This is a genomic window from Stenotrophomonas sp. INTA L402-1 (genome assembly GCF_059295135.1).
On the sequence record NZ_JCAFWP010000002.1, the window covers coordinates 231,045 to 257,624 of the forward strand.

A 26,580-nucleotide genomic window follows, 5' to 3' on the forward strand; every position below is an offset into this window, starting at 1 on the left:
GTCTCCTCAGGTCGTCAAGCCGGACTCGGCGGCATAGGCCGCCTGCCGGGTCAGTTCCAGCCGCAGCGCGTAGGTGCGCTTGAGCTGGCCAAGCAGGTGCGGTGCACGCGGGTCCTGCGCCAAGGCGGCACGGATCTGCGCTGCGCTTTCATCCAGTTCGTGCAGCGCCGGCTGCCATTCCGGCGCCCGTCCATCGGGCAGCGAAGCGACGGCCTGCTGGTACTGCTCGGTCATCGCCGCAGCCTGCAGCTGCAGCGCTGAAGGCACCGGCACCTCCGGCTGCGTATGCCGCCACGGTGACACCGCGTAGAGCGCCAGGCTGGCCGCCAACGCCGCACCGACCGGCAGCCACCAGCGACGCCGCGAGCGCGCTGGCAGGGCCACCACGTTGTCGCCCGGCGCAGGTGCCGCCTGCGGTTCACGCGGCGGCAGCTGCGCCGACAGGCGTGCCCAGCCATCGGTGGGTACGCCGCGTTCGGTCGGCAGCGCGCGCAGCCGGGCCAGCAGATCGTGGTCGGAATCGTGGTCGTGTGTACTCATGTCATGTCTCCCAGCCGTGCGCGCAACAGGCCGCGCGCACGATGCAACTGTGCCTTGGAACTGCCGACGGCCATCTGCAGCTGTTCGGCGATTTCCTGGTGTTTCCAGCCTTCGATGTCGTGCAGTACCAGTACCGCACGTGCCCGTGGCGGCAGTGTCGACAGTGCCCGTTCGAGGTCGCGTTCGGTGCCGGCGCAACGATCGTGCACTGCCAGCTCCTGCAACCCTCTGTCCACTTCGTCGAGGCTGTCGTGATCCTGCCCGCCCGCACGCCCGCGCAGCTCCATCAGTGCCGCGTTGACGCCCAGCCGGTGCAGCCAGGTCGACAGGCTGCTCTCGAAACGGAAGCCCGGCAGCGCCTTCCACGCCTGCAGGAACGCTTCCTGCAGCGCGTCCTCGGCGCGTGCCTGCTGGCCGCCACACAACCGCCACAGCACAGCGAATACACGGGGCGCGTGGCGCCGGTACAGCAGTTCATAGGCAGCGGTATCTCCGGCGGCCGCCGCCCGCACCAGGGCGGGTTCATCGACGGCGTCGTTGGCGGCAGGCGGCGCGGGCATGGTGGTGTCGAGCATATCGCTTGGATGCGGCGACCCGGGAAAAGGTTTAGAGCCGATCGATGATCGATGGCATGCAACCTTTTGGGTGGCTGCTGCATCCATGAAAGGTCCTTCGCGAAATTGCCGTCCAGGAGTCCTGCCATGTCCAGCCCATCCTGCGCCGCCCTGCTGGTGATCACCGCCTGTGTCCTGCTGCAGGCGCTGGGCCTGTCACTGCAGCTGCGTCCCGACAATGGCCGCGCCTGCCTGCAGCAGCACCGCCAGGAGCTGGTGTGCGTGGCCTGGAACCCGGCGGTCGAATCCCCCGCACGCGCCGGGTAACATCAGGGGCCGTTCCCGCCGCCTGTTTTCGCCCCATGATGTTGTCGCTGAAGGATCACCTGCCCACCTGGACCCACCCGTGGTTGAACTACGCCGGCGTCGCCCTGCAGATCGTACTGGTGCTGCTGGTCGCATGGCTCCTGCGCGTGCTCGCCCGTCGCCTGATCCGCCGCTTCGCCGAGCACTACACGCTGCCGCCGGAGATGGTGATGGGTGCGCGCCGGATCACCAGTTTCGTGGTCTATTTCAGTGCCCTGCTGTACATCCTCAGCCTGCTCGGCGCGAAGCCGTCGGTGCTGTGGACCGCGTTCACCGGCTTTGCAGCCGTGGGCGCGGTGGCCTTCTTCGCGGCGTGGAGCGTGCTGTCCAACATCTTCTGCACGCTGCTGATCTTCACCACCCGCCCGTTCCGCCTGCACGACTACATCGAGGTGCTGGAAAACGGCGAGAAGCCGGGCCTGAAGGGCCGGGTGATCGACGTGAACCTGATCTACACCACGCTGCAGGAAACCGGCGACGGCCACGAGGGCACGGTGCTGCAGCTGCCGAACAACCTGTTCTTCCAGCGCACGGTGCGCCGCTGGCGCGACCCGGCGCAGGCCCCCGGCGGCATCCAGGGCGACGGCTGAGGGTGGTTTTCGGCAGGGCTGCGCCCTGCACCCGCTGAAGCAACGGCAACGGCAACGGCGAAAGCCTGCTATCCGTGGGATAGCGGGGTGGGTCCGGTGGCGGGAGACGCCGTAAACCCATCCCTGAAGTGACCCCCGGGGCTTGGCAGCCGCATCCATGCGGCTGACACTCCCGCCACCGGACCCACCCCGCCTTCGACAGATTTCCGCGATCTGCAGGAACGGCACGGGGTCGGATCCCGTTGCTGCGTAACGGGCTCTGACCCCAATTTGACTATCGATATCTGACAGATTTCATCCACGCATGGCGTGGATCTACCCGATCGCGGGGATCTGTCAGAGGTGGGGCGGTGCCGGATTGCGGGGTGTCAGCCGCATGGATGCGGCTGCCAAGCCTACAAGGACGTACTTGCGGCGTCCCCGCAATCCGACACCGCCCCGCCCCCCCACGGAACGCCCGCTTTTGACGTTGACGTTGACGTTGCTTCGGCAGGTGCAGGGCTGCAAGCCCTGCCGAACAACCTTTACCTCAACTGGCTGTCCTTGCTGCCACGGCGGTTGTAGCCGGCATGCGCCTGCTCTTCGTCGTCATGCACCTGCTGGCACGCCACGCACAGCCGCACACCCGGCACGGCCTGGCGCCGCGCCAACGGGATCGGCGCGTCGCATTCCTCACAGTGTTCCAGACCCGGGCCCTCACGCAGCTGGCGCCGCGCGCGGGCAATCGCATCGTCAACGGTGGCGTCGATCTGGTCCTGGACCGCGCCGTCTCCCGCCCAACCGGTGGCCATGGCCATCCTCCTCAGGTGTGTCGCCTGATATGGGGACGATACACCGCGCAGTGAACGGTAGCGCCGGGCCATGACCGGCGGGCCTTCAGCAAGCTGAGCAGAAGGCAGACGGGCCGGATCAGGCCGATTGCGGCTTAATCCCCTCCGTCCCCTTTTTGCTTACCAGACCAGATCGTCCGGCACCTGGAACTGGGCGTAGTAGGCGTCGTCTTCGGCGTTGCCGGTGGAGATCTCTGCGGTCGAGCCTGGCTGGCCGTGGTCGACGATGATCGCTTCCGGGGCACGTTCACGCACCTTTTCGGCGGCAGCGCGCGGCAGCAACGCGTAGCTCTCGCCGTGGGCGACGATGACCAGCACGCCCACCGACAGCGCCTTGCGCAGCTTGGGGTCGATCAGCAGGGTGCGGATCGCCGCGCCGTCGCTGAAGCGGTACTCGTCGTCGCCCTTGTGGGGCACGGCATGGGCGCTGATGATCTGCTTGGCCTGGGCCTTCTGTTCAGCCTGCTTGGCCTGGGCGTTGCGCTCGGCCGCCAGCGCGCGGTCGCGCTCGATCTTCTCCGCGCGGGCACGTTCAGCCTCACGCTGGACCTCGGCCGAGGTCGATTCGGCCTTGCCCTGCCGGGCCTTGGCCTGCGCGCTGGCGGCGGCGCTGGCCTGCGACTTCTTGGCCAGGCCGGCCTTGAGCAATTGTTCCTGCAGCGCGTTGGGCTTTGCCATGGTCGATGCGTACCGCGTGTAATCTGGAGGCCCCATTCTACCGACGCCCCGCCGCCCCTGCATGGCAGTCCTGAAGTACCTCACCGGCTATCCCGAACCCCTGGTCGCCCAGGTCAGCGAACTACTGGCGCAGGGCAAGCTCGGCCCCTGGCTGCAGCAACGCTACCCCGACCCGCATGAAGTGCGCAGCGACCGCCAACTGTACGACTACACGCAGGACATGAAGGACCGCTACCTGCGCAAATCGGTGCCGCTCAACAAGGTCTGCTACGACAATACGCTGGAAGTCATCAAGCACGCGCTGGGCACCCACACCGCCATTTCCCGCGTGCACGGTGGCCGCCTCAAAGCCAGCCGCGAGATCCGCATCGCCACCGTGTTCCGGCAGGCGCCGGCCGCATTCCTGCGCATGATCGTGGTGCACGAACTGGCCCATCTGAAGGAGGCCGACCACAACAAGGCCTTCTACCAGCTATGCCAGCACATGGAGCCGGACTACCTGCAGCTGGAGTTCGATACCCGCCTGTACCTGACCGAGCTGGCCAACCGCGGCCAGCGCTGAACCGGCGTTGCGGCTACACTGCGCGCCCCCTGCCTGACCTTTCCGCCATGGAACCGACCCGTCTCGACAAACGCCTGTCCGCCCTGCTCGGCATCCCGCGCGGTGAAGCCCGGCGCTACATCGAAGGCGGCTGGGTCAGCGTCAATGGTGAGGTGGTCGAGCAGCCGCAGCGCCCGGTCGATGACAGCGCGGTGATCGTCGTGGCCGAGCAGGCCAGTGATGAAAAGGCCGAGCGGGCCAGCATGCTGTTGCACAAGCCGGCAGGCGTTGCCGCTGAAACCCTGTGCGCGCTGGTCAGCAGTGACAGCCGCAGCGAACTTGATGCCAGCGACATCCGTCCGCTTCAGCGTCACTTCCACGGCCTGCAGCTGGCCGCCTCGCTTCCGGCCAGCGACAGCGGCCTGGTGGTGGTCAGCCAGGACCCGGCCACGCTGGCCCATCTGCAGCGCAATCTGGGCCGCACCGAACAGGAATACCTGATCGAAGTGGCCGAAGGCGGTCCCGAGCGCGGCCCCTGGCTGATGGCGCGGCTGCAGCAGGAATCGGGCGGCGCCAAGGTCAGCTGGCAGAGCGAGCAGCGCCTGCGCTTCGCCGGCAAGGGCCTGACGGCCAAGGGCCTGCGCGTGGCGGTCACCGCTGCCGGCCTGCAGGTCGCGGCCGTGCGTCGGCTGCGGATTGGCCGCGTGGCACTGGGACCGCTGCCTGCGGGGCAGTGGCGTTACCTGGGCAGCGACGAGCGCTTCTGACCGCGAAGTCCCTGCCATCCACGCATGGCGTGGATCTACGGCGATAGGTCTGTTGGCTTTCATCCACGCACGGCGTGGATCTACCATCGGGGCATGAGCCTGCCCAAGCCCCTGTGGCGACGCCTGCTGCGCGCCGCTGCGATCATCCTCGCCGCGCTGTTGCTGCTGGTCCTGTCCGGGCTGCTGCTGGCCGACCACCTCACCCCGCAGGCACAGGGCGCACCCTCGCATGTGCTGCCACTGCAGCCGGCGCAGACCCGCATCGACCAGCAGATCGTGCCGCTGCAGGACGCACACCCCGGGCAGTCCGGCGTGGCGTTCCTCAGTGATGGCATGGATGCCTTCGCCGCGCGCGCGATGATCACCGCGCACGCAGGCCGCAGCCTGGACCTGCAGTACTACATCTGGCACGACGACCTGATCGGCCATCTGATGGCCAAGGCGCTGTACGACGCCGCCGAGCGCGGCGTGCGCGTGCGCATCCTGCTTGACGACATGAACGCCAAGGACAAGGACGCGTTGATGATGGCACTCGATGCGCATCCGAACATCGAGATCCGCCTGTACAACCCGTTCCGCAACCGCAGCGGCATCGCGCGCACGCTGGAGCTGGTGCAACGCGCTTTCAGCGTGAACCACCGCATGCACAACAAGAGCTGGATCGCCGACGGCCGCATCGCGATCGTCGGTGGCCGCAACATCGGCGAGGAATACTTCAGCGCGCGCGACGATGTGAACTTCCAGGACCTGGACCTGGTGGTGGCCGGCCCCGCCGTGCAGCAAGCCAACCAGATCTTCGACGACTACTGGAACAGCAGCACGGCGATCCCGATTTCCGCACTGGCCTCGTATACCGATGCACAGTTGCAGCAGCTGGTACGGCAGTCGGACCTGGATGCCATGCATGCCAAGGCACAGCCCTACCTGCAACGCGTGGCCGAGTCGCGCGCGCTGCAGCGGCCCAGCCCGGAACCGCTGCACTGGAGCGCGAACGTGCGCATCGCCTCCGATCCGCCGATGAAACACCGCGATGACGATCGCCGCGGCTGGCTGGTCAGCCGTCTCAGCGACGAGTTGCGCAGCACGCGGCGCAGTGCGCTGTTGATCTCGCCCTACTTCGTGCCCGGCAACGATGGGGTCGAGGCGCTGTCGGCGCTGGCCGCACGCGGCGCGCAGGTGGGCGTGGTGACCAACTCACTGGCCGCCAACGATGTGGCAGCGGTACACGGCGGCTACATGGGCTACCGGGTGCCGCTGCTGAGGACCGGCGTGCAGCTGTACGAACTGAAGGCACACGGCCAGCTGGATGCCAGCCTGTTCGGCAGCAGCGGCGCCAGCCTGCACACCAAGGCATTCGTGGTCGATGACCGCCGCGGTTTCGTCGGTTCGTTCAACCTCGACCCACGTTCGGCCTACCTCAATACCGAAATGGGCGTGCTGTTCGATGACCCGGCGCTCGGTGCACAGCTGCGCGACGAGTACCTGCGCCTGGCCGGCCCGGAGCATAGCTGGTGGCTGGCGCTGGGGCGCGATGATGACCTGCGCTGGCTGGAGCGGCAGCCACCGCCGCACTGGGTGGAGGCCGAACCCGGGGCCAGCCTGGGCAAGCGCTGGACCGCGCGGGTGATCAGCTGGCTGCCGGTGGAATCGCAGCTGTAGCGCTCAGGGCGCAGGACCCGCCTCTTCCTGTCCGGCGTCATCCCGTGTTTCCACGCTGCGCCCATGCAGGCGCCGCCAGATCCAGCGCAGGGCATGCGGCGGCGCCGAAGGCAACTGTTCAAGCAGGGCCAGCATGCGGCTCTGGCTGGCATGTCCGTGCCGGCACAGCAGGCTGGCCGCTGCGGCCGCGCTGGCCAGGCGCAGGCTGTCGGCCAGCGGGCCATCCGCCTCGGGCGCCAGCGCCTGGTGCACCGGCTCGGGCAGCTCCCAGGCCGCAGCCACGCGTTGCGCCAACGGCAGCGACCACTGTTGGAGCAGCTGCAGCGCCAGCGCCGGTTCCACCGTTTCATCGCGTGCCTGCGCTTCCTGCAGCAGCTGGCGCATCACCAGCGCGGCCCCCAGCCCCTGTACCAGGCCCAGCCACTGGGCGGCGAAGGCATCGCCGAAAGTGACCGTGCGCGCGTGGTCAGCGGCTGCGCGCGAGGCCAGCAGTGCGTGCTCCCAGATGATCGTGCTGAACTGCGGAAACACCTCGCACTGCACCTGCATCACCGGCTGCACCAGAACTGCGCTGATGATCTGTCGCACGCCTTCGGTACCGACCAGCGTCACCGCCCGCTGCAGGCTTTCCACCGGGCGCTCGTGCACCTTGTAGGCCGGGCTGTTGGCGATGCGCAGCAGGTTGCCGGTCAGCACCGGGTCCTGGCCGATGATCGCCGCCATCACCCGCGCCGACGCAGCATCGTCGTTGACCGTCTGGATCAGCTGCGGCAGCAGTTGCGGGCGGCGCGGCAGCTGACGGGCCGCCCAGTCCCGGTCCTGCAGCGCGCGCGCCACCGCCTCGCCCAACCCCGCGGCCTGCACCGCCGTGGATTCACCGGCCAGGCGCGGGTACAGGGCCAGTGCATGCAGGCCACGCTGCAGATGTGCAGCGATCTCGGCCGAGGGCAGAGCCGCGCCCTGCAGGCTGGCCGCAGCCGCCGCCACCGCCTGCCGCGACGCCGCCGCCAACCGGGACGGTGCCGTCCCGGTCGAACGCGCCAGCCAGCCACGCAGTGATCGCCACCAGGCCGGCGTCATCGCCGCCCGCCCTGTCGTTGTGGTGCCCTTGCCGTCACTGACCGCCCTGCCTCTTCACGCGAATCCGGCCACCCGCCGTCGTCGCAGCATCGGCCGAACTTTCATCTTCTTTAACCGGAAGGCCACCGATGTCGACGGCACCGGCCGGGGGAATGGACTAGAATGGCGCCGCGCGACCCGTCCCCCTGCACCGACGACGTCGCTTTTTTTGTTTTGGGACCCTACCGTTCACTGGCCGTTCGCTGCAGTTCGCCGCTGATCGCGCCATCGGAGACGCCATGCTATTCGAAACCCTCGCCACCACCGGCCACGAACAGGTGGTGTTCTGCCACAACCACGACGCCGGCCTGAAGGCGATCATCGCCATCCACAACACCACCCTCGGCCCGGCCCTGGGCGGCGTGCGCATGCGCCCCTACGCCAGCACCGACGAGGCGCTGGCCGATGCGCTGCGGCTGAGCCGGACGATGACCTACAAGAATGCACTGGCCGGCCTCAACGTGGGTGGCGGCAAGGCGGTGATCATCGGCGACCCCAAAGTGGACAAGACCGAGGTGCTGTTCCGTGCCTTCGGCCGCTATGTCGATTCGCTGGGCGGGCGCTACATCACCGCCGAGGACGTCGGAACCGACGTCAACGACATGGAGAACATCTACCTGGAAAGCCAGTTCGTGACCGGCGTGCACCAGGTCCATGGTGGCTCCGGCGATCCCGCCCCGTTCACCGCCTACGGTGCGCTGCAGGCACTGATGGCGTCGATGCGCTTCAAGTTCGGCCATGAGGAAGTGGGCAAGACCAGCATCGCCGTGCAGGGCCTGGGCCACATCGGCATGGAACTGGTGAAGCTGCTGCGCGACCGCGGTGCCAAGCTGTACGTCACCGACCTGGACAGCGCGCTGGTTGATCGCGCGGTCAGCGATTTCGGCGCCGAAGCGGTCAAACCGGATGAGATCCACGAGGTGAACGCCGACGTGTTCGCACCGTGCGCGCTGGAAGGTGCGATCAACGCCGACACGCTGCCGCGGATCAAGGCGAAGATCATCTGCGGCACCGCCAACAACCAGCTGTCGAGCCTGGAAATCGGCGACGAGCTGCATGCGCGCGGCATCCTGTATGCGCCGGACTATGCAGTCAACGCCGGTGGCGTGATGAACGTGTCGCTGGAGATCGACGGTTACAACCGCGAACGCGCAATGCGCCTGATCCGCAGCATCTACCACAACCTCACCCGCATCTTCGAACTGTCGCAGCGCGAGAACATCGCGCCGCAGCGTGCCGCCGACCGCATCGCCGAAAGCCGCATCCTGTCGATCGGCAAGCTGAAGATGCCGCTGGGCCGCAGCACCCCGCGCCTGGGCAACCTGCGCGGCGGTTGAACCTGCCGATGTCGCGCCGGGCATGACCCGGCGCGAGCCGTCCTTCAGAAGCCGGTGCTGTAGCGCAAGGCGGCCTGCCGCGCACCTTCGCCACCAACACGCTGGTCGAAGCCCAGGCTCAGGCGGCCATTGCGGCCCCACCACGATTCCAGCGCCACGCCGATCAGCGCACTGCCGCGCGGCGCGTTCCAGCCCGCCAACGGCGCCCAGGCATCGACGCCGACGAAGCTGGCCTGCCAGTCCGCATCCGCACCATCAAGCCGTTGCTGCCATTCGGCATGCCCACGCAGCGTCCAACGCCCCCAGCCGCGCTCGCCGCGGATACCGGCCAGCATCTGGCTGCGCTGCACGCGGTTGGCATCGCCCCGCAGGCCGAAACCAAAGCCGCCGAGTTCATTGAAGGCGTCGGTCTCCACACGCGTGGTGCTGGCACCGACGTAGGGCGTCATCGATGCGCCCGCACGCCCCAGCCGGTACCCGCCCTCCACGCTGGCACTGCTGAAACGGCCGCCGTACCGCGCGGAGACGCCATAGGCACCCGCACCGAGCAGCAGCTGACGATCCAGCGCGCGGGTGAACTGACCGCTGCCCACCTGGGCCAACGCATAGCCACGCCCCAGATTCCAGCCGGCGTACAGCTGCGCCTGCGCCTGGCGATCACGCCCACGATCGCCGCCGAAACTGCTGCCACCAGTGCTGCGGGTCTCACCAAACGCCACGCCCATCAGGCCATTGCTGCCCAGTGGCAGATCCTGGCCGGCCATCCAGCCCCGGCTGTCGGCAGCGTTGCCGGCAAAGCTGCCCTGCCCCGCCTCACCCAGCGCGCTCTGCCAGCTCCCGCGCAGGCGCGGTGCGGCCTGTACACGATCAAAGCGCTCGGCGATCGCACGCCGCGACATGTCGATGCTGTCGAAGGTCGCTGCTTCGGCTCGCGCATGCGCTTGACCGGACAGGCTCTGCAGGCTGGCGGCCAGGCCCTGCGGGCCACCGCCGGTCCACTGCAGGGTACCGGCCGCTGCACCAAAGGCCGATCCCTGCAGGCCTGCGTTTTTGTCCAGCGCTGCGAATGCACCTTCCAGGCGCTGTGCTGCCGCCTGGGCGGACGCCCCCAGGCCGCTGGCCGCTGCGGTGACGCTGACCTGGGTCAGGTTCAACCACGCGTTGTTGCTGTCATAGCCGTAGCTGCTCTGCAGCAATGACAGCCCCTGCAGGCCACTGGAGGTAGCCGGCGTACTGAAGGTGCCGCTGAGTCCGCCTGCCGCATGGATCAGGTCCTGCCGGCTGCCGTTCTGTGGCACGTAGCCGGAAACGAAGCCATGCACGCGCACGCCACCGTCGATCGCGGCATTGCCGGTGACCTGCAGCGCATTGGCGCCCAGTGCGATCATCAACTGTGCGCCGGCCTGCTGGGTGTAGTTGCCCTCGATGGTGCCGGTGGTGTTGCCGGTGGTGAGGAATACGCTGCTGCCGTTGACCACATTGCCGATCACGCGGGGCGTGCCGCCATTGAACTGCAGGCCGGTCGAATCCGGATCGGACTGGCCGAGGATGGTCACGTTGGAACGGATCACGCCACCGTTCTGCAGCGACAGGATGCCGCGTTCGATGCGGGTTGCTCCGGTGTAGCTGTTGTTGCCGGCCAGCACCAGGGTGCCCCCGCCCTGCTTGACCAGCCCGCCGCTGCCGACGATATCGTTGCGCCACGCCGAGCCGGTCGAGGCCAGATCCACGTTGGCGACCACATCACCCCAGTCGAAACGACCCGGACCGTTGATCGCACGACCGATGTCGAGCAGGCCGTAGCCGAACACCGGATCCACGCCCGGCGCACCGATGTCCTTGGCGGTACCCAGCAGGGTCTGCCGCACCAGATCGTTGCTGAAGTACGGGAAGCGCTCCCAGACCAGCGCCGCCGCACCGGAAATCAAGGGCGCCGCGAATGACGTGCCGTAGTTCCAGTAGTAGCTGCCACCGTTGGCATCGGGGTAGACCGCGCTGCCGGGCGCCGTCAGGCAGTAGCGGGCCGCCTGGCCACAGGCATTGGCATAGCTGGCCAGCGTACCGGGCGCATACGGATCCACTGCGGTGGCCACCAGCCAGCCGCGCTCCAGGTCGGCAGCCGGCAGCGTGCCGGCCACGCCCTGCTGGCTGGGCAGTGCGGCCAGGCTGCTCGGCTCGCTGCGGCCATCATTGCCCGCGGCGAACACCACCAGCCCGCCATGGTTGATCACGAAGGGGCGATATTCGGCGGCCACCTGCGCGGTGGTCGGCAGGTCGGTCCAGTAAAGGCCGCCCCACGAATTGTTCATCACCTTCACGTTGTAGCTGATCAGGTCCTGGTGGACCTGCGCCACGCCCAGCGGGCCGCTGAAGGAATTGCCCTTGCCGCTGCCGTCATCGACCGGCGGCTTGTCGGCAATGATCCGTGCCGACACGATCTGCGCCTTTGGCGCGATGCCACCCGGCCAGGAGCCCGTTGCCGCGCCGGCAGCGAGGCTGGCCACGGCGGTGCCGTGGCCGACCACATCATCGACACCCAGATTGTTCCTGGCCGGATCGATGTAGTTGAGGTTGGCCAGCACCCGGCCATTCAACGCCACCGCATTGCGCTGCACGCCGGAGTCGACGATGCCGATGCGCACGTTCTGGCCGGTCAGGCCGGCAGCCTGTGCGGCGCGCGCATTGGTGACTGACAGATGCGCGTCGAAGGCCGGCTCCTGCGGTTTGACCGGGGGCGGCGTCGTCGGTGGCGGGGTAGTCGGTGGCGGCGGTGGTGGCGGGGTATCGATGCGCACGTTGCCGCCCCCGCCACCTCCACCACAGGCCGTCAGCGCTACCACCAGCGCGGTTCCCAGGGCAGACCTCACCATCATCGTGCGTTCCATCGATTCCTCCCCATGAACGTTGTCCTGCCTTCATCCCGGCAGGCGTGCGGCCGCGCCCAGCGGCGGCCCTCCCCGACCCTCTATACTTGGGTCGACCCCCACGCAGTCTGCCGGGAAACCGGGGCACATCCAACGGCCCCCGGTCTCCTTTCCGAACATTGCTTACGCATCAACGAGATTGCCATGTCCAACATCGTCATCGCCGCCGCCAAGCGCACCGCCATCGGCTCCTTCCTCGGCCAGTTCAACGGCGTGCCGACCCCGACCCTCGGCGCGGCCGCCATCGCTGCCGCCCTGGAACAGTCGGGCATCCCGGCCAGCGACGTTTCCGAAGTCCTCATGGGCTGCGTGCTGCCGGCCAACCTCGGCCAGGCGCCCGCCCGCCAGGCGGCGATCGCTGCCGGCATCCCGCTGTCGACCGGTGCCACCACGCTGAACAAGGTATGCGGCTCGGGCATGAAGACCATCATGCTCGGTCATGACCTGATCAAGGCCGGTTCGGCCAGCATCGTTGTCGCCGGCGGCATGGAATCGATGTCCAACGCGCCGCACATGCTGCCGAACTCGCGCACCGGCAACCGCTTCGGCAACTTCCAGGCGGTCGATCACATGGCCCACGATGGCCTGGTCAACGCTTATGACGGCAAGACGATGGGTGAATTCGCCGAATGCGCCGTGGACAAATACCAGTTCAGCCGCGAAGAGCAGGACGCCTACGCCATCGAATCGGTCAAGCGCGCGCAGGCGGCGCAGGCCAACGGTGCGTTCGCCGATGAAATCGTCGCGGTGAAGGTCGCCACCCGCAAGGGCGAGGTCGAGGTCACCACCGACGAGCAGCCGGGCCGCTCGGACATCGCCAAGATCCCGACCCTGCGCCCGGCCTTCAAGAAGGACGGCAGCGTCACCGCCGCCAGTTCCTCCAGCATCTCCGACGGCGCTGCTGCAGTGGTCCTGCTGACCGAGGAAGATGCAGCCGCTCGCGGCATCACCCCGCTGGCCCGCATCGTCGGCCACGCGACCCATTCGCAGGAACCGGAGTGGTTCACCACCGCCCCGATCGGCGCGCTGCACAAACTGCTGGACAAGACCGGCTGGTCGCTGGACCAGGTCGATCTGTTCGAGATCAATGAAGCCTTCGCCGTGGTGGCGATGGCGCCGATGCGCGAACTGGGCATTCCGCACGACAAGCTCAACGTGAATGGTGGCGCCTGCGCGCTGGGCCATCCGATCGGTGCCTCCGGTGCACGCCTGGTGGTGACCTTGGTCAACGCCCTGCGCACGCGCGGTGGCAAGCGCGGCATTGCCACCCTGTGCATCGGCGGCGGCGAAGCAACCGCAATCGCCATCGAATTGATTTAAAAAGATTTAACGATGATTTCGCAAAAATGAATGCGGGATCGCTTGACACCCAATCTTGGCTTGTCATCATGTTGTCGGCGCGCAGCATGCGCGTTGCCTAATTCTAACGACGAGGATTCACACAATGAGCATCAACAAGCTGCTGGTCGCGATGTCCCTGGCTCTGGCCCTGGCCGCCTGCTCGAAGCAGGAAGCTGCCCAGGACGCCGCTGCTTCGGCCAACGAAGCCGCCACCGAAGCCCAGGCTGCTGCCGACCAGGCCGCCGCTGCTGGCGCCCAGACCGCCGACGCTGCCCAGCAGGCCGCTGACACCGCCGCCACCGCTGCTGACGCTTCGGTTGACGCTGCTGCCCAGGCTGGCGCTGCTGCCACCGACGCCGCTGCCGGCGCCGCTGCTGACGCTGCCAAGGCTGCTGAAGGCACCGCTGAGAAGGCCAAGGACGCTGCTGAAGAAGCCAAGAAGTAATAACTTCTTTCTTCACGCTGTTCTGGAAAAGCCGCTGGTTCGCCAGCGGCTTTTTCTTTTTTCGAATGCGCGCGACTGAGCCGCTGCATCGCGACCCCGTCTTCACAACGGCATGAATAGGCTGGCGTCCCCATCCATTGCAGTACCGGAGACCGCCATGAAGATTCGTCCGATCACCACCACCCTGCTGGCCGCCTCCCTGCTGCTGGCCCTGGCCGCCTGCAAGGGCCCGGAAGCCGAACAGGCCAAGCAGGACGCACAGCAGGCTGCCGACAGCGCAGGCGCTGCCGCCCGTGACGCTGTGGACAAGGCCGCCGAAGCCACCCGCGACGCCGCCGACAAGACCGCTGCCGCGTCCGAGCAGGCCGCCGCCGATACCCAGCAGGCGCTGGACAAGGCTGCAGACGCCACCGCCAACGCCGCCGACAAGGCCAAGGACGCCGCAACCGATGCCGCCGCACATGCCAGCGACGCCACCGCGAACGCCGCACAGAAGGTCGCCGACAAGGCCCGCGATGTCGCCAATGACGCCAAGGCCAACGCCGCCAAGGAAGAAGCCAAGCACTAACGGTTCGTTCGCCGGGCATGGCCCGGCGCTACCGACCAGCCGAGCATCGGCTCGGCTGCACAGGAAAAGCCGCGGCACTGCCGCGGCTTTTCTGCTTTTCGCTCTCTGCTCTTTCTGTTGATTCCGTGCTGGACGCGTACGGAAAGTGTCCACGGACGCGCGGGTAGGTTGCGCAGGGGCGTAAGCGCCATGGATGGCGCGCCCGAGCTTACATGGACGTACTTGCAGCGCCCCCTGCGCGATCTACCCGCGCGGCCCACCCATCAGTATCAGCGCCCACCACGAGGGGCTCCGCCGTTGGCCGCCTCCTACGGCAGCGCGCGCGCCAGCATCGCCGTCAGCTCCACCCCCGCCGGCAGCGTCCCGAACGCCAGCCCGTGCTCCCCTTCCAGCCGGCTACGCACGAACGCCTCCGCCATCGGGCTGCGCGCACGCAGCAACAGCGCCGCCTGCAGCAGCAGCGCAGTGCGCTCGCAGAACAGCCGCGCCTGCGTTTCCTCCGGTGGCGGTGCCGCTGCCCAACGCTGCAATGCCGCTGCATAGCGCCCATCACGATCAGCCACCGATGCCAGCTCACCGCGCAGGGCCGCCATCGCCTCCGGTTCACGCGCCAGCGCACGCAGCACATCCAGGCACTGGATGTTGCCGCTGCCCTCCCAGATCGAATTCAACGGTGCCTGCCGGTACAGGCGCGGCAGCATCGACTCCTCCACGTAGCCCGCACCGCCCAGGCATTCCTGCGCTTCATTGACAAAGGCCGGCGCGCGCTTGCACAGCCAGTACTTGCCCAGCGCCGTCCCCAACCGCGCCATCGCGGCTTCATTGGCATCCACACCGGCGCGATCCACCGCGCGCGCGATCCGCATCGCCAACACCGTGGCCGCTTCCGACTCCAGCGCCAGATCAGCCAGCACGTTGGTCATCAGCGGGTGCTCGACCAGCAGCTTGCCGAAGGTACGTCGATGACGTGCGTGGTGCAGCGCCTGCGCCAGCGCCATGCGCATCTCCGCCGCTGCACCCAGCATGCAGTCCAGGCGGGTCATCATCACCATGCCGATGATGGTGGCCACGCCGCGCCCCTCTTCGCCCACGCGCCATGCCTGTGCGCCGCAGAACTCGACCTCACTGGAAGCGTTGGCCCAATCGCCGAGCTTGTCCTTCAGCCGCATCAACCGGAACGCATTGCGGTCACCATCGGCCAGCCGGCGCGGCATCAGCAGGCAGGTCAGGCCTCCCGGCGCCTGCGCCAGCACCAGGAAGCCATCGCACATCGGTGCGGAAAAGAACCACTTGTGGCCGACCAGACGGTAACGCTCGCCATCGATCGGTTCGGCGCGCGTACTGTTGGCACGGACATCCGAGCCGCCCTGCTTCTCGGTCATGCCCATGCCCAGGGTGATGCCGGCCTTGTCCGCCACCGGCACGTCGCGCGGGTCATAGACCGGCGCAGCGGCCTTGCGCGCCCACTCGGCCAGATGCGGCTGCGAATGCAGTACCGCCACTGCCGCATGGGTCATGGTCAACGGGCAGCTGGTGCCCGCCTCGGCCTGGTGATGCAGGTAGCTCAACACCGCACGTGCCACGTGCGCGCCAGGCTGCGGCTCATGCCAGGACAATCCAGCAACGCCGTGCGATTTTGCCGTGTCCATCAACTGGTGATAGGCCGGATGGAACTCCACGGTGTCGATGCGATGGCCCTGTGCATCATGCGTGCGCAGCCGCGGACGATCACGGTTGGCATCGAAGCCGAGCCGGTACAGTTCATCACCGGCGAGTGCACCATAGACACCCAGTCGCGGCGCGAAGCTGGCGGCGCCTTCGCGCTGTACGGCCTCCATCAGCGCCACGTCGTCGGTCCACAACTGTCGCCCTGCGAACGGCGGCGGCTGGTTCAACACCACATGGGTTTCATACGGTGCGTTGCTGCTGAAGCTGGGTCCACTCATCCGGTCCATCCTGGCGGCAAGAGGTCTGCGGCCCGATTGTGCCGCATCGCCTGCCAAGCCCGTGTTCAGGCCGGTTCTCACCCTCTGCACGAGACGCAGGCCACAGTGACCGCATGGCAGGCAACGACGATCTGGTGGTGCTGCGCCCGGAGGGGCTGTACTGCGCCGCCGGCGATTTCCATATCGACCCGTGGCGACCGGTAGCGCGCGCGGTCATCACCCATGGCCACGGCGACCATGCCCGCCCGGGCATGGGGGAGTACCACTGCAGCGAAGGCAGCCTGCCGATCCTGCGCTGGCGCCTGGGTGACGTGCCGGTGCAGGCGCATGCCGAGGGTGTGCCGTTCCGCCTCGGGCAGGTGCAGATATCGCTGCATCCGGCCGGCCACGTGCTCGGTTCGTCACAGGTACGCATCGACGACGGGCAGCAGGTATGGGTAGCCTCCGGCGACTACAAGCGACAGCCTGATCCGACCTGCACACCGTTCGAAGTGGTGCCCTGCGATACCTTCATCACTGAAGCCACGTTCGCGCTGCCGATCTACCGCTGGCCGGACACGCCGGCGGTGGCTGCAGAGATCGTGGCGTGGCGCCGCGAATGCGAACAACGTGGCGAAGCCGCGATCCTGCTGTGCTACGCATTGGGCAAGGCACAGCGGGTGCTGGCCGAGCTGCTGCCGCTGGACGATCGACCAGCCTGGCTGCACGGCGCCATCGCCAATGGCGTGGCGGTGTACCGGCAGGCCGGCGTACCGATGCTGGAGACGCTCGCGGTGGCCGAACAGGGCCGCCAGCCGGACGCGGCGGGCCAGTTGATCCTCGCCCCACCCTCGGCCGCGGGCACACCATGGATGCGCCGCTTCGGCCGCCACCAGCTGGGTTTCGCCTCGGGCTGGATGCAACTGCGCGGCAACCGCCGGCGCCGCAATGTCGATCGCGGTTTCGTCATTTCCGATCACGCCGATTGGCCAGCACTGCTGCAGACCATCGAACAGACGGGCGCGCAGCGGGTGATCGCTACCCATGGCAATACCGATGCGTTGATTCCGTTCCTGCGCGAGCGCGGCGTGGCTGCCGAAGCCTTCCGCACCGATTTCGGGAGCGAGGAATGAAGGCCTTCGCTGCGCTCTACCAGCACCTGGACCGCAGCACGGCTACGCTGGACAAGCGTGCAGCCCTGGTCGACTACTTCCGCCAGGCGCGCGCGCACGATGCGGCATGGGCGCTGTACCTGCTCAGCGGTGGCAAGGTGGGCGGCGCACGCCGGAAGATCGCCGCCAGCGGCGAACTGCGCGGCTGGATTGCCGAAGAATCCGGCTTGCCCCCCTGGTTGGTGGAAGACAGCTATGCGCAGGTGGGTGACCTGGCCGAAACGCTGACCCTGCTGCTGGATGATCCATCGCAGCCAGCCGCCGACCGCCCGTTGGCTGATTGGATCGAACAGCATCTGCTGGCCGTGGCCAACCAACCCGAGGCAGTACGCCGCGCTGCGGTCGTCGCCGGGTGGCGGCAGCTGTGCAGCAGCGAACGCCTGGTGTTCAACAAGCTGCTGACCGGCGCCCTGCGCGTTGGCGTTTCGCAGCGACTGGTACAGCAGGCACTGGCGGAATGGTCCGGCCTGGACATCGCACGCATCGCCCAGCGCATGCTCGGCGAGTGGGTCCCCTCGCCCGGGCTGCTGGCTCAACTGCTGTCACCGGACGAGCTGCCGTCCGACCGCCAGCAGCCCTACCCCTTCTTCCTCGCCTCCCCTCTGGAAGGCGATCCTGCCGAACGCCTCGGCGCGATCGACGACTGGCTGCTGGAATGGAAATGGGATGGCATACGCCTGCAGCTGCTGCGCCGGCGTGGCGAAGTCGCGCTGTGGTCCCGTGGCGAGGAACGACTGGATGGCCGCTTCCCCGAGATCGAGCACGCCGCGATGGCGTTGCCGGAGGGCTGCGTGCTGGACGGAGAGCTGCTGGCCTGGGACGAGACCGCCAACCTGCCGCGCGCATTCACCGCCCTGCAGACCCGCATCCAGCGTCGCAAGCCAGGAGCAGCGACTCTGCGCAACACGCCGGTACGCGTGCTCGCCTATGACCTGCTGGAGCACGACGGCGCGGACCTGCGTGAGCTGCCGTTGCAGGAACGGCGTACGCGACTTGCCGCGGTCATCGGTGCACTGGACGATGTGCGGATCCAGCTGTCGCCCGACGTTGCCGCCGTCGACTGGGCGCAGGCGGCGGCGATGCGCGATGTGGCACGCGAGCGTGGCGTGGAAGGGCTGATGCTGAAACGACGCGGCTCACCCTACCTGGCTGGGCGACGCCGCGGTGACTGGTGGAAATGGAAGGTCGATCCGCTCACCATCGATGCGGTGCTCTTGTACGCACAGGCTGGCCATGGGCGGCGCAGCACGCTGTACACCGACTATACCTTCGGCGTCTGGGACGGCGACACGCTGGTGCCGGTGGCCAAGGCGTATTCGGGCTTGGACGACAAGGAGATCCTCGCGCTTGACCGCTGGATCCGCGCCAACACCTGCGAGCGTTTCGGGCCGGTGCGCAGCGTACGCGCCGAACAGGTGTTCGAACTGGGTTTCGAAGCGGTCAACCGCAGCAGCCGGCACAAGTCGGGGATCGCCGTGCGCTTTCCGCGCATCCTGCGCTGGCGCCACGACAAGCCTGCCAGCGAGGCCGATCAGCTGGCCAGCCTGCAGGCGCTGGCGCGATGACCCGCAGCCAGGCACTGCGCCGGCTGGAAGACTGGTTCGCGGCACGCGGCTGGCGCTCACTGCCCTTCCAGCGCGCGATGTGGCGCCACTACCTGGCCGGCGAATCCGGGTTGCTGCATACGCCCACGGGCAGCGGCAAGACGCTGGCGATGTTCGGCGGGCCGTTGCTGCAGGCGCTGATCGATCCACCGCCCTCGCCCCGCCGCGCCAGTGCGGTGCGCCCATTGCAGGTGCTGTGGGTAACGCCCTTGCGCGCGTTGGCCAGTGATACCGCACGCGCGCTCCAGGCGGTCGTCGACGGCTTGGGACTGGGATGGCGTGTCGGCCTGCGCAGCGGTGACGCCAGCAACCGCGAGCGGCGCCAGGCCCGCGAAGGCCGCATCGACGTACTGGTCACCACGCCCGAATCACTGGCGCTGCTGCTGAGCTATCCGGATACGTTGCCGCGCATGCGCCAGCTGCGCTGCGTGGTGGTGGACGAATGGCATGAGCTGCTGGGCAACAAGCGCGGTGTGCTGCTGCAGTTGAACCTGGCGGTGTTGCGCGAAGCTGCGCCTGCAGCGCAGCTGTGGGGGCTTTCGGCCACGCTGGGCAACCTGGATGAGGCGCGCGACGTGCTGCTGCCCGGACAGCCCGACGCGCCGATCGTGCAGGGCGTGCGCCCGCGCGCGATCAGCGTGCGCAGCCTGCTGCCGGAACCCGGCGAACGTTTTCCGTGGGCCGGGCATCTGGGCCTGGCGCAGCTGCCGCGGGTGCTGGACGCGTTGATGCGGGCACGCAGCAGCCTGTTGTTCACCAATACCCGTGCGCAGGCAGAACTGTGGCATCAGGCGCTGGCCGCGGTCTGGCCGGAAGCCCCGGACACGCTTGCGCTGCACCACGGCTCGCTGGATCCAGCGCTGCGCCAGCAGGTCGAGGATGGCCTGCGCGCGGGCGCGCTGCGCTGCGTGGTTGCCACCTCCAGCCTCGACCTCGGCGTGGACTTCCCCGAGGTTGAGCAGGTACTGCAGCTGGGCAGCCCGAAGGGCGTGGCCCGCCTGCGCCAACGCGCGGGACGTGCGCGTCACCGCCCGGGTGCCAGCGGTTCCATCCTGTGCGTGCCCAGCCATGCACTGGAGCTGGCCGAATACGCCGCGGTGCGCCGTGCATTGGCCGAAGGCGTGGTCGAAGCACGCCGGCCGCCGACGCTGTCGCTGGATGTGCTGGCCCAGCATGCGGTCAGCCGCGCCCTGGCCGGTGGCTTCGACAGCGATGCGCTGCTGGCGCAGGTACGGCGTACCCATGCCTTTGCGTCGCTCGGCGAAGACCAGTGGCAGGCCGTGCTGACGTTCATCGTGCAGGGTGGCCAGGCCCTGGCCCAGTACCCCGATTTCCACAAGGTCGCGCGTGATGCCGACGGCTACTACCGCATGCACGATCGCCGCCAGGTACTGCGCCATCGGCTGTCGATCGGCACCATCAGCAGCGATGGCAGCGTGCGCGTGCAGTTCCTGCGCGGCGGTGACCTGGGCGCCGTGGAGGAACAGTTCGCCAGCCGCCTGCGTCGCGGCGACCGTTTCCAGTTCGCCGGGCGCCTGCTGGAACTGGTGCAGCTGCGCGACATGACCGCCTTCGTGCGGCTGGCACGAGGGCGCGGTGATGGTGTGGTGCCGCGCTGGCAGGGAGGCCAGTTGCCACTGTCGATGCCGCTCGGCCGCGAGCTGGAGTGGGTACTGTCCGGCGCCGACGACAGTGCCGAATCACGCTGGTTGTCCCCCTTGCTGGCACTGCAGCAGCAGTTGTCGGCGCTTCCCGGCCCAGAGCATCTGCTGGTGGAAGAGGTGCGGCGCCGCGACGGCCAGTTCCTGTTCGTCTACCCTTTTGCCGGCCGTCACGTGCACGAGGCGCTGGCCGCCTTGCTGGCACTGCGCTGTACCCGCCGGCAGCGCAACAGCATCGGCTACGCGGTGAACGATCATGGCCTGGTGCTGGCACCGGCGCAGGCGATCGAACTGGATGCGGCGCAATGGCGAGCATTGTTCACCCCCGATCAGCTGATGGACGATCTGCGTGCCGCGGTGAACCTGGGCGAGCTGGCGCGCCGCCAGTTCCGTGGCATCGCACGCGTAGCGGGCCTGCTGGTCCCCAGCCTGCCCGGCGGTATGCCGCGATCGCTGCGCCAGCTGCAGGCCTCGGCAGGCCTGCTCTACGACGTACTGCGCGAGCATGACCCCGGTCACCTGCTATTGGCATTGGCCGAACGCGAAGTGCTGCACGACAGTCTGGATCTGCCGGGACTACAGCAGGTCCTGGCAAGGATCGGCATGCAGGCCATCTCGGCGCAGCACCCGACATCACTCACGCCACTGGGCTTCCCGTTATGGGCCGAACGCCTGCGCGGGCAGTTCAGCAACGAGGACTGGCGCACCCGCGTGCAACGCGCGGCCCAGCAGCTGGAGCACCGCCATGGCCGATGAACTGCCGCTGCTGCGCGCCGGCGAATCGCTGATTCTGCTTGGCGCGCGTGCGCTGTACTGGCCCGCGCGGCAGGCGCTGTTAATCGCCGACCTGCACCTGGGCAAGGCCGATGTATTCCGCCGCGCCGGCATCGCATTGCCCAGCGGCGGCACCGGCGAAGACCTGCAACGCCTGCAGGGGCTGCTGGACAGGCATGCCTGTCGCGAGCTGTGGATCCTGGGTGACATCCTGCATGGACCGGCGCATCGCGCTGCGTGGTACCAGCAATGGCTGGCATGGCGCGAACGCAATGCTTCGCTGGACGTGCATGTCCTGCGCGGCAATCACGACCGCCAGCTGCCGCATGCTCAGTTGCAGGTACAGACCCACGATGAAGTACGGCTGCAGCCGTTCCTGCTTCGCCATGAGCCGATGCCCGATGCAGAGCTGCATGTGATCGCCGGGCATCTGCATCCGCAGGTCGCCTTGCCGCCATTGCGACGGCGCTTCCCCGCGTTCTGGCTGCGTCAGCGGATGACGGTGCTGCCGGCCTTCTCCGCATTCACTGCCGGCATCGTGCCCGTGCCCGCCCGCGGCGAGCAAAGGGTCGCCTGCGTGGAAAACGGCCTGGTGCAACTGCCGGTGGCTTGAATCAGGCCGGACGAATGCCCAGCTGCGGCATCAACAGGAAATCAGGCGTGTCACCCTCACGTCGTCGCGGCAACGCCTGGATCGCCGCCAGCATTTCCTGCGCGCAGGTGCGGATGCGCGCGTGGTGCTCCGCTGATGCATGACTGATCAGGCTGCCGACATGGAACTCGAACACGTCCTCCAGTACGTCGGGCTGGTCCTCGTGCAGCATCTGCAGCAATCCGCGCAGCTTGCAGATTTCCGATTCCAGCTCCTCGACCGCGAACAACATGGCGTCCTCCTCTTCAACAACAGGCGGCACGTCCGGGCCGCAACAGGCCGCAACGGCAGCGCCGCCCGGGCCACGCGCGATGTTGATCACGGAAAGGAAAACGGGCGACGCGCAATCGCGTGCAACCTACTTCTCGCATATCGGCGGTGAGGCAACCGTTAATTCAGGTGACGACGCGCTTCACGCATTGGCCGAAATCGCGTTGATACGAGGCATTTCCGCTGCGGTAGCCAGTGCGTCGACGAACGCCGGATCCAGTGCAAGTGCACCGAACCAGCCGTGCTGGGTGCCACTGAGCACGCGCAGCATGTGGCCACGGCCCCCGGGCAGGCGCCCCATCGGGCCCAGCAGCACGTCACGCGCCTTCGCCCAGGCGTCGCGGTCGGACTGGAACAGCGGCGTCAGCCAACGACTCCAGCGCTGGTACACCGCAACGTGTGCCCTGCGTTGCGCCTGGTAGGCCTGCAGCGCGACCGTGCTGCCGCCATAGGTGCGCACCGCATCGCGCAGCGCCAGCGCGTCCAACAGCGCCATGTTCACGCCCTGCCCCAGCTGCGGGCTCATCGCATGCGCGGCATCACCGGCCAGCACCATGCGGCCGTGGTGCCAGCGCGTCATCACCGCATCACGGTAGACCGCGCGCGCCAACTGGCCGGCATCACGCAGATGGGCGAAGCGCGCACTGGCCTGCGGCCACAGTGCATGCAGTTCATCCAGCCAGGGCGTCATGCCATCGGCCTGCCAGCGTTCGAAGTCGGCGCGCGGCAGGCTCCAGAAGAAACTCAGGCGCGGCGTGTCATCACCGGGGCGCGTGCCGACCGGCAGCAGTCCGATCATCTTGCGCGCGGCCACGTAACGCTGCCGCAGCTCCTGCACGTGCGGCCAGTCCTCGGCCGGCAGCAGGCACCACAGCGCCCCCCACGGATACACGCGGTCCAGCCCGGCACCGCCGGCGATCGTGCCGCGCAGCGTCGACGCGGCGCCATCGGCGACCACTACCAGGTCGAACGGGCCATGCGTGCGCCCGTCGCTGTCGCGCAGACGGCCGTGTTCGGCATCCACCTCGGTAATGGTGGTACCGGCATGCAGTTGGCCCTCGCCTGCGCGTGCCTCGTCCAACAGCGAGAACAAGGCCCCGCGCTGCATGCCCAGGCCGTGCAGGCGCGCATCCAGTCCCTCGTAGCGCATGTCCATCACCGCGCGCTCGCACGGCGTGTCGCCATACAGGCGGTGCACCGGCGCGGCATGTGCGCGCACGGAATCAAGCAGGCCCATCTGCCACAGTACCTGCAGGCCGCTGGGCTGCAGCAGGAAACCGGCACCCACCGGCCCCGGCGTGGGCACGCGTTCGAAGATCTCCACCTCGTGGCCGTCACGGGTGAGCAGGATGGACACTGCCTGTCCAGCGGTGCCGTAGCCGATCACGGCGATGCGCAGTCGTTCCGTCATGGCCGCATTGTGCCCGAGGTGGGTGGATCGCGAGCGGGTCGCGGGCAATCCGCGCAAAAAAAACCCCGCCGAAGCGGGGTTTTCAACGCACTGTCGAGTGGATCACTCGGCCGGCGTGATGTTCGAAGCCTGGGCACCCTTCGGGCCCTGGGTCACGTCATAGGTGACACGCTGGCCTTCCTGCAGGCTGCGGAAGCCCTTGGAGTTGATGGCGGAGAAGTGCGCGAACACGTCGGCGCTGCCATCCTCCGGCGAGATGAAGCCAAATCCCTTGGCGTCGTTGAACCACTTGACGGTACCGTTCGGCATGGTGATGCGAGACCTTATGCAATGAATGGGTGGTGTACGCTGAACCCGCGCACAAGCTGAGTATGCAAAGCTTGCTCGGGGAAGACAATCACCCCCGTGCCAATTCGCCCACCAGTTCCGGAAGTCCGTTGCCGGCCGCCTGCACGTTGGCCAGCACTTCGGCCATCGTGATCTCCTCGCCATCACCACAGCCGGCAGCCCAGTTGGCGATGATCGCCAGGCAGGCGTAATCCAGCCCCAGCTCGCGTGCCAGGGCGGCTTCCGGCATGCCGGTCATGCCCACCAGATCGCAGCCGTCGCGGCGCATACGGGCGATTTCAGCGATGGTTTCCAGGCGCGGGCCCTGTGTTGCGCCGTAGCAGCCACCGTCATGGACCGTGACGCCGGTCACTTTGGCCGCAGCCAGGATCTTGCTGCGCAGCATTGGTGTGTACGGGTGGCCGAAATCAACGTGGACCACGTCGGTGCCTTCTTCCTCACAGATCGTGCTGATGCGGCCCCAGGTGTAGTCGATGATCTGGTCCGGGCAGGCCAGCACGCGCGGACCAAAGTGTTCGGTGATGCCTCCCACCGTGTTCAACGCCAGCACGCGCTGCGCGCCCAGCTGCTGCAGCGCGGCCAGGTTGGCGCGGTAGTTGATCTTGTGCGGCGGCAGCGAATGGCCTTCGCCATGCCGCGCCAGGAACGCCACGCGATGGCCGAGCAGCGTACCAACGCGCACCGGGCCCGACGGACGGCCGAAGCGGGTGTCGACCTCGTGGGTCTGCACGTCGTCAAGCTTGGCCAGGTTATAGACACCGGTACCGCCGATCACGGCCAGGGCGATCTGTTGCATTCGAAGCACTCCATGAAAAGACGAACGCCGGCACCCGAGGATGCCGGCGGCAGAAGAAGACGCGCCGCGGGCGGCTGCGCCGTTATTCCTTCATCGCGTAGATGGCCGGCACGCAGCGCAGGGTTTCGTTGACGTCCATGCCGAAGCCGAACACGTAACGGTCCGGCAGTTCGATGCCGGCGTAGTCGGCAGTCACGTCCGGCAGCGCGCGGTCGTGCTTCTTCACCGTCATCGCGGCGATGCGCACGTCGGTCGCGCCTTGTTCCAGGCACCAGGTGCGCACGCCCTGCAGGGTGTAACCCTCGTCGAGGATATCGTCGACCAGCAGCACGCGGCGACCGAACAGCGAGGTGGCCGGCTTGTGCTTCCAGACCAGGTCGCCGCCGGTGGTTTCACCGCGGTAACGGGTGGCGTGCAGGTAATCGAACTGCACGTCCTGGCCGCGCGCGCCCAGTTCCAGCGCCAGCTGGCCGGCGAACGGCAGCGCACCGTGCATGATGGACAGGAACAGCGGCACCTCGCCCTTGTAATCGCGCGCGATGGCGTCGGCGATACCAGCGATGGCCTTGTCGATGGTGGGGCGGTCGACCAGCAGGTCAGCCTGGGCCAGGGCCTGGGAAATGGTGAGGTTGGGCATCAGACGGTTCTTCCAAGGGTTTCAAGCAGACGGGATTGGGTGTCGCCATGGCGGGCATCGGCCAGCAGGCCGTCCCAGCCGAGCGCGCCGCGGCCCAGCAGGCCCAGCAGCGCAGCAGTATTGAGGGAGCGTCCCTGCACCGCGTGCAGGGCTTCATCGACCAGTTCCGGGTGGCAGACCAGCACCACGTCGCAGCCGGCGTCCAGATGCGCGTGCACGCGCGCCGGCACGCCGCCGGCACTGTGCGAGGCGGCCATGCCGATGTCATCGGAGAACACCACGCCGCGGAACCCGAGCTCGCCGCGCAGGATGTCCTGGATCCAGCGCGGCGAATAGCCGGCCGGTTCCGGTGCCACCTGCGGATAGATCACGTGCGCCATCATCACCGCGTCGGCACCGGCGGCGATGCCGGCCTGGAACGGGACCAGGTCCTGGGCGCGCAGCTCGTCCAGCGCGCGCGGGTCGATCGCGGTATCCACGTGGGTGTCTTCCAGCACGGTGCCGTGGCCGGGGAAATGCTTGAGCGTGGCGGCCATGCCGACCGCATGCATGCCGCGCACGTAGGCGGCGGTGAACGCGGCCACCACCTGCGGGTCTTCACTGAAGGCGCGGTTGCCGATGGCGCGGTTGCCACGGCCAAGGTCGACCACCGGCGCGAAGCTCAGGTCCAGGCCGCTGGCGCGCACTTCGCTGGCCATCAGCCAGGCGTGCTGCTCGGCCAGGGCCAGCGCCTGCTGCGGGTCGGTGGCGTACATCGCCCCGATGTCCTGCAGCGGCGGCAACTCGCTGTAACCCTCACGGAAACGCTGCACGCGGCCGCCTTCCTGGTCCACGCAGATCAGCTGCGGGCGTGGCGCGGCAGCGCGGATCGCCGCGCTCAGATCGGTCACCTGCTGGCGCGAGGCGAAGTTGCGCTTGAACAGCACCACCCCGGCCACGGCATCGTGCTGCAGCCAGTCACGTTCCTGGGCGGTCAGTTCGGTGCCGGCAACGCCGATCAGCAGCATGGTCGATCTCCACAACGCGCGCCCGCATGGCGCAGTGCCGCATTGTCGCAGAACCGGCCGACAG

26 protein-coding genes are annotated in these 26,580 nt (G+C 67.9%); 13 read left to right on the plus strand and 13 right to left on the minus strand.

Translation table 11 applies throughout. From position 1 onward, the window contains the following. Window positions 1-6: 6 nt before the first annotated feature. Window positions 7-540 (minus strand): hypothetical protein, encoded by a 534-nt coding sequence (locus AC5O77_RS03775; protein WP_494506487.1) that lies wholly within the window; start codon window positions 538-540, stop codon window positions 7-9. Then, window positions 537-1,115, minus strand: coding sequence for an RNA polymerase sigma factor (locus tag AC5O77_RS03780; protein WP_494506488.1), 579 nt, complete (start codon window positions 1,113-1,115; stop codon window positions 537-539). The genes AC5O77_RS03775 and AC5O77_RS03780 overlap by 4 nt, the downstream gene beginning before the upstream one ends. A gap of 126 nt (window positions 1,116-1,241) precedes the next feature. Between AC5O77_RS03780 and AC5O77_RS03785 the strand changes: the two genes are divergently transcribed. After that, window positions 1,242-1,421, plus strand: a complete 180-nt coding sequence (locus AC5O77_RS03785; protein WP_049398314.1) for a hypothetical protein — start codon at window positions 1,242-1,244, stop codon at window positions 1,419-1,421. A 35-nt stretch (window positions 1,422-1,456) separates the two neighbouring features. Next, the gene (locus AC5O77_RS03790; RefSeq protein ID WP_317218168.1) at window positions 1,457-2,050 is read left to right on the plus strand and encodes a mechanosensitive ion channel domain-containing protein; all 594 of its coding nucleotides are present in this window, start codon (window positions 1,457-1,459) and stop codon (window positions 2,048-2,050) included. Window positions 2,051-2,574: 524 nt separating this feature from the next. Here the strand turns inward: AC5O77_RS03790 and AC5O77_RS03795 are convergent. Together AC5O77_RS03795 and AC5O77_RS03800 are read right to left on the minus strand one after the other, a co-directional pair. Then, window positions 2,575-2,841, minus strand: a complete 267-nt coding sequence (locus AC5O77_RS03795; protein WP_100435179.1) for a DksA/TraR family C4-type zinc finger protein — start codon at window positions 2,839-2,841, stop codon at window positions 2,575-2,577. A 159-nt stretch (window positions 2,842-3,000) separates the two neighbouring features. After that, entirely contained in the window at window positions 3,001-3,558 is a 558-nt protein-coding gene (locus AC5O77_RS03800; RefSeq protein WP_494506489.1) for a DUF2058 domain-containing protein, read from the minus strand. Window positions 3,559-3,619: 61 nt separating this feature from the next. On the opposite strand from AC5O77_RS03800, the gene AC5O77_RS03805 reads away from it, so the two are divergent. The 3 genes from AC5O77_RS03805 to AC5O77_RS03815 all read left to right on the plus strand — a co-directional run bounded on the left by AC5O77_RS03805 (window position 3,620) and on the right by AC5O77_RS03815 (window position 6,525). Then, window positions 3,620-4,120: a M48 family metallopeptidase gene (locus tag AC5O77_RS03805; protein ID WP_012511793.1), complete on the plus strand. Its 501-nt coding sequence runs from the start codon at window positions 3,620-3,622 to the stop codon at window positions 4,118-4,120. Between the two features lie 47 nt (window positions 4,121-4,167). Further along, the gene (locus tag AC5O77_RS03810; RefSeq protein WP_494506490.1) at window positions 4,168-4,866 is read left to right on the plus strand and encodes an RNA pseudouridine synthase; all 699 of its coding nucleotides are present in this window, start codon (window positions 4,168-4,170) and stop codon (window positions 4,864-4,866) included. A gap of 93 nt (window positions 4,867-4,959) precedes the next feature. Next, window positions 4,960-6,525: a phospholipase D family protein gene (locus AC5O77_RS03815; RefSeq protein WP_478058194.1), complete on the plus strand. Its 1,566-nt coding sequence runs from the start codon at window positions 4,960-4,962 to the stop codon at window positions 6,523-6,525. A 3-nt stretch (window positions 6,526-6,528) separates the two neighbouring features. Here AC5O77_RS03815 and AC5O77_RS03820 read toward each other — a convergent pair whose 3' ends face one another. Continuing rightward, a complete protein-coding gene (locus AC5O77_RS03820; protein ID WP_049421268.1) occupies window positions 6,529-7,605 on the minus strand; it encodes an HDOD domain-containing protein in 1,077 nt (358 codons plus the stop codon). Window positions 7,606-7,883: 278 nt separating this feature from the next. Here AC5O77_RS03820 and AC5O77_RS03825 point away from each other — a divergent pair, with 278 nt between their 5' ends. Next, entirely contained in the window at window positions 7,884-8,981 is a 1,098-nt protein-coding gene (locus AC5O77_RS03825) for a Glu/Leu/Phe/Val dehydrogenase dimerization domain-containing protein (protein ID WP_010482852.1), read from the plus strand. Between the two features lie 44 nt (window positions 8,982-9,025). On the opposite strand, the gene AC5O77_RS03830 is transcribed toward AC5O77_RS03825, so the two are convergent. Then, window positions 9,026-11,866 carry a S8 family serine peptidase gene (locus AC5O77_RS03830; protein WP_494506491.1) on the minus strand — a complete coding sequence of 947 codons (2,841 nt, stop codon included), beginning with the start codon at window positions 11,864-11,866 and terminating at the stop codon, window positions 9,026-9,028. Window positions 11,867-12,049: 183 nt separating this feature from the next. Between AC5O77_RS03830 and AC5O77_RS03835 the strand changes: the two genes are divergently transcribed. From AC5O77_RS03835 to AC5O77_RS03845, 3 genes are all read left to right on the plus strand, one after another. Then, window positions 12,050-13,225: a thiolase family protein gene (locus tag AC5O77_RS03835; protein ID WP_494506492.1), complete on the plus strand. Its 1,176-nt coding sequence runs from the start codon at window positions 12,050-12,052 to the stop codon at window positions 13,223-13,225. A 124-nt stretch (window positions 13,226-13,349) separates the two neighbouring features. Next, a complete protein-coding gene (locus AC5O77_RS03840; RefSeq protein ID WP_004153024.1) occupies window positions 13,350-13,691 on the plus strand; it encodes a hypothetical protein in 342 nt (113 codons plus the stop codon). A gap of 157 nt (window positions 13,692-13,848) precedes the next feature. Further along, window positions 13,849-14,259: a hypothetical protein gene (locus tag AC5O77_RS03845; protein WP_014647982.1), complete on the plus strand. Its 411-nt coding sequence runs from the start codon at window positions 13,849-13,851 to the stop codon at window positions 14,257-14,259. Window positions 14,260-14,567: 308 nt separating this feature from the next. Here AC5O77_RS03845 and AC5O77_RS03850 read toward each other — a convergent pair whose 3' ends face one another. Continuing rightward, entirely contained in the window at window positions 14,568-16,205 is a 1,638-nt protein-coding gene (locus AC5O77_RS03850) for an acyl-CoA dehydrogenase family protein (RefSeq protein ID WP_494506493.1), read from the minus strand. 113 nt (window positions 16,206-16,318) lie between these two features. Between AC5O77_RS03850 and AC5O77_RS03855 the strand changes: the two genes are divergently transcribed. The 4 genes from AC5O77_RS03855 to pdeM are packed head-to-tail and all read left to right on the plus strand — an operon-like array spanning window position 16,319 to window position 22,008. Further along, window positions 16,319-17,317 (plus strand): ligase-associated DNA damage response exonuclease, encoded by a 999-nt coding sequence (locus tag AC5O77_RS03855; RefSeq protein ID WP_494506494.1) that lies wholly within the window; start codon window positions 16,319-16,321, stop codon window positions 17,315-17,317. After that, window positions 17,314-18,921, plus strand: a complete 1,608-nt coding sequence (locus tag AC5O77_RS03860) for an ATP-dependent DNA ligase (RefSeq protein ID WP_494506495.1) — start codon at window positions 17,314-17,316, stop codon at window positions 18,919-18,921. The genes AC5O77_RS03855 and AC5O77_RS03860 overlap by 4 nt, the downstream gene beginning before the upstream one ends. Continuing rightward, a complete protein-coding gene (locus AC5O77_RS03865) occupies window positions 18,918-21,377 on the plus strand; it encodes a ligase-associated DNA damage response DEXH box helicase (protein WP_494506496.1) in 2,460 nt (819 codons plus the stop codon). The genes AC5O77_RS03860 and AC5O77_RS03865 overlap by 4 nt, the downstream gene beginning before the upstream one ends. Next, complete coding sequence (pdeM, locus tag AC5O77_RS03870; RefSeq protein ID WP_494506497.1) at window positions 21,367-22,008, plus strand: ligase-associated DNA damage response endonuclease PdeM; 642 nt, start codon at window positions 21,367-21,369, stop codon at window positions 22,006-22,008. Before AC5O77_RS03865 ends, pdeM begins: the two co-directional genes overlap by 11 nt. Before the next feature lies 1 nt (window position 22,009). Here the strand turns inward: pdeM and AC5O77_RS03875 are convergent, their stop codons facing one another. The 6 genes from AC5O77_RS03875 to nagZ form a co-directional block, all read right to left on the minus strand. Next, window positions 22,010-22,279, minus strand: coding sequence for a hypothetical protein (locus AC5O77_RS03875; protein WP_494506498.1), 270 nt, complete (start codon window positions 22,277-22,279; stop codon window positions 22,010-22,012). A gap of 180 nt (window positions 22,280-22,459) precedes the next feature. Further along, a complete protein-coding gene (locus AC5O77_RS03880; RefSeq protein ID WP_032129344.1) occupies window positions 22,460-23,728 on the minus strand; it encodes an FAD-dependent oxidoreductase in 1,269 nt (422 codons plus the stop codon). Window positions 23,729-23,830: 102 nt separating this feature from the next. Further along, window positions 23,831-24,037, minus strand: a complete 207-nt coding sequence (locus AC5O77_RS03885) for a cold-shock protein (protein ID WP_005410590.1) — start codon at window positions 24,035-24,037, stop codon at window positions 23,831-23,833. An 88-nt stretch (window positions 24,038-24,125) separates the two neighbouring features. Continuing rightward, complete coding sequence (locus AC5O77_RS03890; protein ID WP_010482830.1) at window positions 24,126-24,872, minus strand: S-methyl-5'-thioinosine phosphorylase; 747 nt, start codon at window positions 24,870-24,872, stop codon at window positions 24,126-24,128. An 82-nt stretch (window positions 24,873-24,954) separates the two neighbouring features. Then, the gene (locus tag AC5O77_RS03895; RefSeq protein ID WP_005410592.1) at window positions 24,955-25,509 is read right to left on the minus strand and encodes a hypoxanthine-guanine phosphoribosyltransferase; all 555 of its coding nucleotides are present in this window, start codon (window positions 25,507-25,509) and stop codon (window positions 24,955-24,957) included. Beyond that, window positions 25,509-26,516 (minus strand): beta-N-acetylhexosaminidase, encoded by a 1,008-nt coding sequence (gene nagZ, locus AC5O77_RS03900; RefSeq protein WP_032129343.1) that lies wholly within the window; start codon window positions 26,514-26,516, stop codon window positions 25,509-25,511. The genes AC5O77_RS03895 and nagZ overlap by 1 nt, the downstream gene beginning before the upstream one ends. Window positions 26,517-26,580: the final 64 nt, after the last annotated feature.

What these genes read in the sequence shown, in the direction of transcription:
- AC5O77_RS03785 (WP_049398314.1), top strand. Translation starts at nt 1,242, where the DNA reads ATGTCCAGCCCATCCTGCGCCGCCCTGCTGGTGATCACCGCCTGTGTC.
- AC5O77_RS03780 (WP_494506488.1), bottom strand. Translation starts at nt 1,115, where the DNA reads ATGCTCGACACCACCATGCCCGCGCCGCCTGCCGCCAACGACGCCGTC.
- nagZ (WP_032129343.1), bottom strand. Translation starts at nt 26,516, where the DNA reads ATGCTGCTGATCGGCGTTGCCGGCACCGAACTGACCGCCCAGGAACGT.
- AC5O77_RS03775 (WP_494506487.1), bottom strand. Translation starts at nt 540, where the DNA reads ATGAGTACACACGACCACGATTCCGACCACGATCTGCTGGCCCGGCTG.
- AC5O77_RS03890 (WP_010482830.1), bottom strand. Translation starts at nt 24,872, where the DNA reads ATGCAACAGATCGCCCTGGCCGTGATCGGCGGTACCGGTGTCTATAAC.
- AC5O77_RS03875 (WP_494506498.1), bottom strand. Translation starts at nt 22,279, where the DNA reads ATGTTGTTCGCGGTCGAGGAGCTGGAATCGGAAATCTGCAAGCTGCGC.
- AC5O77_RS03795 (WP_100435179.1), bottom strand. Translation starts at nt 2,841, where the DNA reads ATGGCCACCGGTTGGGCGGGAGACGGCGCGGTCCAGGACCAGATCGAC.
- AC5O77_RS03825 (WP_010482852.1), top strand. Translation starts at nt 7,884, where the DNA reads ATGCTATTCGAAACCCTCGCCACCACCGGCCACGAACAGGTGGTGTTC.
- AC5O77_RS03820 (WP_049421268.1), bottom strand. Translation starts at nt 7,605, where the DNA reads ATGACGCCGGCCTGGTGGCGATCACTGCGTGGCTGGCTGGCGCGTTCG.
- AC5O77_RS03860 (WP_494506495.1), top strand. Translation starts at nt 17,314, where the DNA reads ATGAAGGCCTTCGCTGCGCTCTACCAGCACCTGGACCGCAGCACGGCT.
- AC5O77_RS03885 (WP_005410590.1), bottom strand. Translation starts at nt 24,037, where the DNA reads ATGCCGAACGGTACCGTCAAGTGGTTCAACGACGCCAAGGGATTTGGC.
- AC5O77_RS03815 (WP_478058194.1), top strand. Translation starts at nt 4,960, where the DNA reads ATGAGCCTGCCCAAGCCCCTGTGGCGACGCCTGCTGCGCGCCGCTGCG.
- pdeM (WP_494506497.1), top strand. Translation starts at nt 21,367, where the DNA reads ATGGCCGATGAACTGCCGCTGCTGCGCGCCGGCGAATCGCTGATTCTG.
- AC5O77_RS03840 (WP_004153024.1), top strand. Translation starts at nt 13,350, where the DNA reads ATGAGCATCAACAAGCTGCTGGTCGCGATGTCCCTGGCTCTGGCCCTG.
- AC5O77_RS03850 (WP_494506493.1), bottom strand. Translation starts at nt 16,205, where the DNA reads ATGAGTGGACCCAGCTTCAGCAGCAACGCACCGTATGAAACCCATGTG.
- AC5O77_RS03845 (WP_014647982.1), top strand. Translation starts at nt 13,849, where the DNA reads ATGAAGATTCGTCCGATCACCACCACCCTGCTGGCCGCCTCCCTGCTG.
- AC5O77_RS03790 (WP_317218168.1), top strand. Translation starts at nt 1,457, where the DNA reads ATGATGTTGTCGCTGAAGGATCACCTGCCCACCTGGACCCACCCGTGG.
- AC5O77_RS03810 (WP_494506490.1), top strand. Translation starts at nt 4,168, where the DNA reads ATGGAACCGACCCGTCTCGACAAACGCCTGTCCGCCCTGCTCGGCATC.
- AC5O77_RS03855 (WP_494506494.1), top strand. Translation starts at nt 16,319, where the DNA reads ATGGCAGGCAACGACGATCTGGTGGTGCTGCGCCCGGAGGGGCTGTAC.
- AC5O77_RS03830 (WP_494506491.1), bottom strand. Translation starts at nt 11,866, where the DNA reads ATGGAACGCACGATGATGGTGAGGTCTGCCCTGGGAACCGCGCTGGTG.
- AC5O77_RS03895 (WP_005410592.1), bottom strand. Translation starts at nt 25,509, where the DNA reads ATGCCCAACCTCACCATTTCCCAGGCCCTGGCCCAGGCTGACCTGCTG.
- AC5O77_RS03865 (WP_494506496.1), top strand. Translation starts at nt 18,918, where the DNA reads ATGACCCGCAGCCAGGCACTGCGCCGGCTGGAAGACTGGTTCGCGGCA.
- AC5O77_RS03800 (WP_494506489.1), bottom strand. Translation starts at nt 3,558, where the DNA reads ATGGCAAAGCCCAACGCGCTGCAGGAACAATTGCTCAAGGCCGGCCTG.
- AC5O77_RS03880 (WP_032129344.1), bottom strand. Translation starts at nt 23,728, where the DNA reads ATGACGGAACGACTGCGCATCGCCGTGATCGGCTACGGCACCGCTGGA.
- AC5O77_RS03805 (WP_012511793.1), top strand. Translation starts at nt 3,620, where the DNA reads ATGGCAGTCCTGAAGTACCTCACCGGCTATCCCGAACCCCTGGTCGCC.
- AC5O77_RS03835 (WP_494506492.1), top strand. Translation starts at nt 12,050, where the DNA reads ATGTCCAACATCGTCATCGCCGCCGCCAAGCGCACCGCCATCGGCTCC.